At 62.9% G+C, this 6321-nt stretch carries 3 protein-coding genes and 3 tRNA genes; 5 read left to right on the forward strand and 1 reads right to left on the reverse strand.

Features of this window, described 5'->3' with window-relative positions:
- The first annotated feature begins 67 nt into the window (after positions 1-67).
- Positions 68-1600 carry an HDOD domain-containing protein gene (locus tag AC1RRC_RS29935; protein WP_493059382.1) on the forward strand — a complete coding sequence of 511 codons (1533 nt, stop codon included), beginning with the start codon at positions 68-70 and terminating at the stop codon, positions 1598-1600.
- Between the two features lie 171 nt (positions 1601-1771).
- Here the strand turns inward: AC1RRC_RS29935 and AC1RRC_RS29940 are convergent, their stop codons facing one another.
- Complete coding sequence (locus AC1RRC_RS29940; RefSeq protein WP_493059384.1) at positions 1772-4996, reverse strand: bifunctional diguanylate cyclase/phosphodiesterase; 3225 nt, start codon at positions 4994-4996, stop codon at positions 1772-1774.
- Between the two features lie 219 nt (positions 4997-5215).
- On the opposite strand from AC1RRC_RS29940, the gene AC1RRC_RS29945 reads away from it, so the two are divergent.
- From AC1RRC_RS29945 to AC1RRC_RS29960, 4 genes are all read left to right on the forward strand, one after another.
- Positions 5216-5300 (forward strand) — tRNA-Tyr (locus tag AC1RRC_RS29945).
- Between the two features lie 49 nt (positions 5301-5349).
- Positions 5350-5423: transfer RNA gene (locus AC1RRC_RS29950), tRNA-Gly, on the forward strand.
- Between the two features lie 35 nt (positions 5424-5458).
- Positions 5459-5533: transfer RNA gene (locus AC1RRC_RS29955), tRNA-Thr, on the forward strand.
- A gap of 81 nt (positions 5534-5614) precedes the next feature.
- A partial coding sequence (locus tag AC1RRC_RS29960) for an elongation factor Tu (RefSeq protein ID WP_493059385.1) occupies positions 5615-6321 on the forward strand: 707 nt, incomplete at its 3' end.

Raw genomic sequence — 6321 nt, forward strand, 5'->3', positions numbered from 1 at the left:
CCACCGGCATATACTTTCAGGTAGACAGCCGGCGCGCCCGCGCTAGCCATCCAGTGCAGGAATTTCCATGAACATCGCCTTTCAACCTACGGATCAGCCCGCCCGGCCGGTGCGTGGACCGCTGCTGAAAAAGCTCTGCGGCGATGAAAACGTGTTTGCGCTGGGCGTGTCCGTGGCCCGCGTGGTGCAGTTGATCGATTCCGATGATGGCGGCACGCACGACCTGGCGTACTACGTGCTGTCGGACGCGGGCCTGACGCAAAAGATCCTGCGCCTGGCCAATACGCCGCAATACCGCACCAAGGCGGGGACGCCGGTCACCACGGTATCGCGCGCGATTTCCCTGCTGGGTTTCAACAATGTAAAAGCCTCGGCGCTGGCCATGATGCTGGTCGATACCCTGATCAATTCGCGCCAGGAACAAAGCGTACGGACCGAACTGGAAGCGGCGCTGTGCGCCAGCCTGGTGGGACGGGAAATGTCGCGCACCGGGGCGCACCAGGGCACCGAGGAGGCGTCGATTGGCGCGCTGTTCCGCAATATCGGGCCGCTGCTGATTGCCGCCCACCAGCACGAGCGTTACCGCGACATTGCCGGACTGGTCACGGCCGGCACCCACACCATCAACCAGGCGTCGCAATCGGTGCTGGGCAGCAGCTACGACACCTTGTCGGCCGCGATCCTCAATGAATGGAAAATCCCGGACCCGATCGTGCGCTCGATTGCGCCACTGCCGCCCGGCGTGGTGAAGGCGCCGCAGGGCAAGCCGGAATGGGTGCGCGTGGTGGTGTCGTTCAGTATGGAGGTGGCGCGCATCCTGGCGCGCAAGGGCGGCCCCGCACAAGGCGTGCTGCAGGGGCTGCTGGAGCGCTATGGCGTGGCGCTGGGCCTGGACCGCGAACAGTTGGCCACCGTGCTGGCCAACGTGCGCAGCGGCATGAATGACTTATTGGACTCCATGCAATTGCGGCCGCGCGATGATGCCGGCGCCGCCGATGCGAACGTGTTACCCGATGTCTTGCTGATGGCGACCATGGAGGGCAGCGAATCTGCCGCGCCGGGAACGCATCCCAGCGGCAAGCCGCACAATGCGCGCGAACAATTGCTGGCCGGTGTGCAGGAAGTGGCGCAAATGCGCGCCGCCGGACACAGCCGCCTGAATGAATTGATCCAGGCGGTCCTGGAAACCCTGTACCGCAGCATGGGATTCCGGTTTGCCACCGTATGCCTGCGCGATATGCGGGCCAGCGTCTATCGCGCCCGTATTGCGTTCGGGGAAGACCATGCGCAGCGCATGGCGGGATTTACCTTTCCGCTGGCGGGCGCCGACCTGTTCCACCTGGCGATGCAAAACGATGCGGATTTGATGATTGCCGACGCGGCCACGCACAAGATCCGCGACTTGCTGCCGCCATGGCACCGCAGCTTGCTGCCCGATGCGCGCAGCTTCATTGTGCTGCCGCTGGTGGTGCAGGGGCAGCAGCTGGGCCTGTTCTACGCGGACCGCGCGGTGGCGGCGCCGGAAGGGGTGCCGCCGGACGAGGCGTCGCTGATCCGCGCGTTGAAGGCGCAACTGATCGTGGCGCTGACGCCGGCCTGAGTCAGGCCGGATTGCTATTCTCTGACAAGGCGTCACTCTGTAGGGCGGTTTTTACAAAGCCGCCTGTTTGCGTCAACGCGGCGCATGCATGGCGGCTTGCGCTCCGCGCAAACCGCCCTACACAGTGACAGCCACAGGTATTGTTTCAGATTGCGTGCTGGCCAGCGTTCATTATGCGGTTACAGTCGCCGCCATCGCTTCGAACTGTTCCACCGGCATCGGTTTCGCAAACAGGTAGCCCTGCGCGGTTTCGCAGCCCCGGCCGCACAGGAAGGTGCGCTGTGCTTCGGTTTCCACGCCTTCCGCCGTCACTTCCAGACCCAGCGAATGGGCCAGCGCGATGGTGGCGGTGACGATCACGGCATCGTTGGGGTCGGATTCAATATCCTTGACGAAGCTGCGGTCGATCTTCAGGCGGTCCAGCTCGAACAGCTTCAGGTAGTTCAGCGACGAATACCCGGTGCCGAAATCGTCGATCGCCACCTTGATGCCGCGCGCCCGCAATTCCTTCAGCAGCAGCCGGCTGCTTTCCGGGTCTTGCATGGCGGCCGATTCCGTGATTTCCAGTTCCAGCAAGGCAGGGGCGATGCCGTTGTCGGCCAACAGCTTGTCGAGCAGCGGCAACAGGCTGGTGCCGCGGCATTGGCGCGCCGACAGGTTGACGGCCAGCCGCAAATGGCCCAGGCCCTGCGCACGCCAGGCCACCAGCAATTGCGCGGCGCGCCGCAAGACCCAGTCACCGAGTGGCAAGATCAGGCCGGACTCTTCGGCAATGGGAATGAAGCGGTCCGGCGTGATCATGCCCAGCTCCGGGTGATGCCAGCGCAGCAAGGCTTCCGCGCCGATAATCCGGCCGCTGGCGATCGCCACCTGCGGCTGCAGATACAGTTCGAATTCCTGCCGTTCCAGCGCTTGCGACAAGCGGTTTTCCATCAGCAGCCGCTCGTGCGTGGACCGGTTCATCGCACTGGAAAAGAACTGGAAATTGCCACGGCCCAGGCTCTTGGCCGCATACATGGCGGTGTCCGCGTGGCGCAGCAGGGTGGCGCTGTCCTCGCCGTCGGCCGGGTACATGGCGACCCCGACGCTGGTGCCGGTGTGGATGGTTGTTCCCGCCAGGATGAAGGGCGCTGCCAGCGCTTCGACGATGCGCACCGCCACCGTGGACGCCGCCTCGGGTGTGATGTCGCAGTCCGTGACGATGATGAACTCATCGCCGCCCAGCCGGGCAATCGTGTCCACTTCGCGCAGCATTTCGCGCAAGCGGTTGGCCACCGCCAGCAACAGCAGATCGCCGGTCTGGTGGCCGTGGGTATCGTTGATTTTCTTGAAGTGGTCGAGGTCGATGAACATCACCGCGGCCATGCCGTGCGTGCGGCGCGCGCGGGCCAGCAACGGGGCCAGCCGCAGGTTCAGCGACAGGCGGTTGTCCAGTCCCGTCAGCGGGTCATTGTGGGCCAGCCGGTGGATGTGTTCCTGGGCGCGGCGCTGTTCCGTCAAGTCGTGCAGGATGGCGACAAACAAGTGTTCATCGGGTAACTCCACTTCGCTGACGGAAATCGCCAGCGGGAAGTCCGATCCTTCGCTGCGGTAGCCCAGCGCTTCATGTTCATGGCTGTCGCCGCTGGCGATCATGCGCAACAGTTCGGCCGGGGTCTGGTCCTCGCGCGGCGGTAACAAGGTCGCCAGCGGCAAGCCCGCCATCTGTTGCGGCGGATAGCCGAACAAGCGGCCGGCGGCGCCATTGGCGGACAACAGCACGCCGTCGGGCGCGATGGTGAGGATGGCGTCGGCCGCCTTGTCGAGGATGGCCTGCAGGCGCGCTTCCCGTTCCCGCAGGCGTGCGGTGCTGTCCTTGACCTGGGCCTGGATTTGCGCGCGTTCGCCGGAAATCAACAGCATCATGCCGCCCAGCAGTGCCGTCAGCAGCAAGCCGCAGGTCAGCACGGTCCAGCTTTGCCAGCCGCGCTGCGCGGCCGCATAGGCCGGTGTCGGCGCCAGCACCAGCAAATACTGGCGGCCGCCAAAATTGATGATGCGCTGCACGTCACTGCCGCGGGCCGGGCGGTGCACCTGGTCCACCAGCGGGATGCCGCTGCCCGAGGTGATGTCTTCCAGGCGCACCTGCAGCGACGGGAAATTGACTTGCTGCATCATGCGCTGCAAATACGGTTCGATCTGGATGGAAATCAAGAGCATGCCGGGCGATTCACCGCCGCCGGCCGGCAGCACCGCTTGCAGTAACAGCAGCGCGCGCGCCGATTGTTTTTGCAGGAAGTTGACGGGGGCGCTGGCCGACGGCTGGCCGGTGCGCAGGGCCTGGATCACCGCATCCGAGCGCAGCGGTTCACTCAGCAAGTCGATGCCGCGATACAGCCGGGTGTGGGGTGGTTCAATGAAGGTGGGCACCATGTACACGTCGCGGTCGCCGGCGCGTTGCAAGCGCTGCGGGCCGGCCACTTCGCGGATTTCGAAATCCGGCGCCAACTGTTCCTTGCCCCATTGTTCGAAGGCGTCGCGCTGTTCGCGCCGTACCGGCACCAGCCAGCTCATCGACGACAGCTCGGGCCGCTTGTCGAGATAACCGGACGCCAGCGCGGAAAAATCATCGGCCGCCAGGTTGCGGCGCGGATCGCCCAGCGCCCGCGACATCGCGTGCAGGAAGCGCTCATGCTCGGAAAACTGGGCCTGCAGCAAGTCGCCCGCCTGTTGCGCCTTGAGGCGGAACGTTTGCATTTGCTGGGCGTTTTCCCAGTGTTCGGCCTGGAAGTAAATCGCGATAAACACGGCGCCGGACAATAGCAGCGGCAAGCCCACCAGCAAGCGGCGCCGGCGCCACAGCACGCGCGGCTGGCCGATCAGGATCCAGGTCAGCGGCGCCGCCAGCAAGATGCCGATGGTGTCGCCCAGCCACCAGGTGAACCAGTTGATGGCCAGTTCTTCGGCCGACAGCTTGCCCAGCAATACGGCGCCGGTGATCGCCACCGTGCTGCTGATGGTGGCCAGCACCGGTGTCGCCAGCATGAAGGTCAGGACATGGCGGCCGGCGCCAATGGCAGGCTGCATGGTGCGGCGCAGGGCCAGCATGGCGATCCAGGCCTGCAAGGTGGCGCCGATCCCGGCAGCCAGCGCCGCCACGGCCTGGCCGCTGTCGACCGGCAAGCCATTGGCCAGCGGCACCAGGTTGACGGCGATGGCCCCCAGCGCCACGGCGGGCAGCAGGCGCGGCCCATAGGTATAGATCGCGGCCAGCGCAATGCCGGCGGACGGGAACAGCGGGGAGGCATAGGTGGGGCCGACGGTCAGCGCCAAGCCCAGGCGGCCCGCCACGACATACATCACAAACAGGAGCAGGCAAGAGGGTAGTGCCGCGCGCCAGGCTGAAGTCCGTTCCACGTTGCTTCACTCCGTTGTCGTCAATAAATTTGATTGTACGAGGATTATGAGAAAAATCTAAAAAAATGCCCTTGCAGTTTAAAAAATGTGTGCTTATAATCTCGCCCCGAAGCAGACGAAACATCGTTGCTTACAGCATGAAGCGGATGCGCAAGCAAAAGCGACAAGTAAGCGAAGTTGACAAGTCAAAGTAATTGCTTCATACTCTGCGGTTCCCGCGGAGGGGTGGCCGAGTGGTTAAAGGCGACGGACTGTAAATCCGTTCTCTCAGAGTACACTGGTTCGAATCCAGTCCCCTCCACCAAGTTTCTTCCAAGAGACTGAGTGGGTATAGCAGTGAAGTGGAAAACCTCGCGGGTGTAGCTCAATGGTAGAGCCGAAGCCTTCCAAGCTTAAGACGAGGGTTCGATTCCCTTCACCCGCTCCAGAGATTCTTGTGGTGCATACGCGCCGCAAACATTAGCCCTTGTAGCTCAGTGGTAGAGCACTCCCTTGGTAAGGGAGAGGCCACGTGTTCAATCCACGTCAAGGGCACCAGAATTCGCAGTACCGTAAGTAAAGTTCCCAAAAGACAGAAGGGCGATTGCCCAGCATCTCATCTATTGTTAGGAGTCTAAAATGGCAAAAGAGAAGTTTGAGCGGACTAAACCGCACGTGAACGTTGGCACCATCGGTCACGTTGACCATGGCAAAACGACCCTGACCGCTGCAATCGCAACCGTTCTGTCGAAGAAATTCGGCGGCGAAGCTAAAGCTTACGACCAGATCGACGCTGCTCCAGAAGAAAAAGCACGCGGCATTACCATCAACACCGCCCACGTTGAGTACGAAACGGCTAACCGTCACTACGCTCACGTTGACTGCCCAGGCCACGCCGACTACATCAAGAACATGATTACCGGTGCTGCGCAGATGGACGGCGCGATCCTGGTTTGCTCCGCAGCTGACGGCCCAATGCCACAGACCCGCGAGCACATCCTGCTGGCCCGCCAAGTTGGTGTTCCATACATCATCGTGTTCCTGAACAAGTGCGACCTGGTCGACGACGCGGAACTGCTGGAACTGGTTGAAATGGAAGTGCGCGAGCTGCTCTCCAAATACGAATTCCCAGGCGACGACCTGCCAATCATCAAAGGTTCGGCACGTATGGCGCTGGAAGGCCAGCCTGGCGAAATGGGCGAAGCGTGCATCGAGCGCCTGGCCGAAGCCCTGGACACCTACATCCCAACCCCAGAGCGCGCTGTTGATGGCACGTTCCTGATGCCAGTGGAAGACGTGTTCTCGATCTCCGGTCGCGGTACCGTTGTGACCGGCCGTGTTGAGCG

This window comes from Pseudoduganella sp. GW821-FHT12E03 (genome assembly GCF_058807115.1).

Coding starts and splice junctions, on each gene's coding strand:
- AC1RRC_RS29935 (WP_493059382.1), top strand. CDS start 68: ATGAACATCGCCTTTCAACCTACGGATCAGCCCGCCCGGCCGGTGCGT.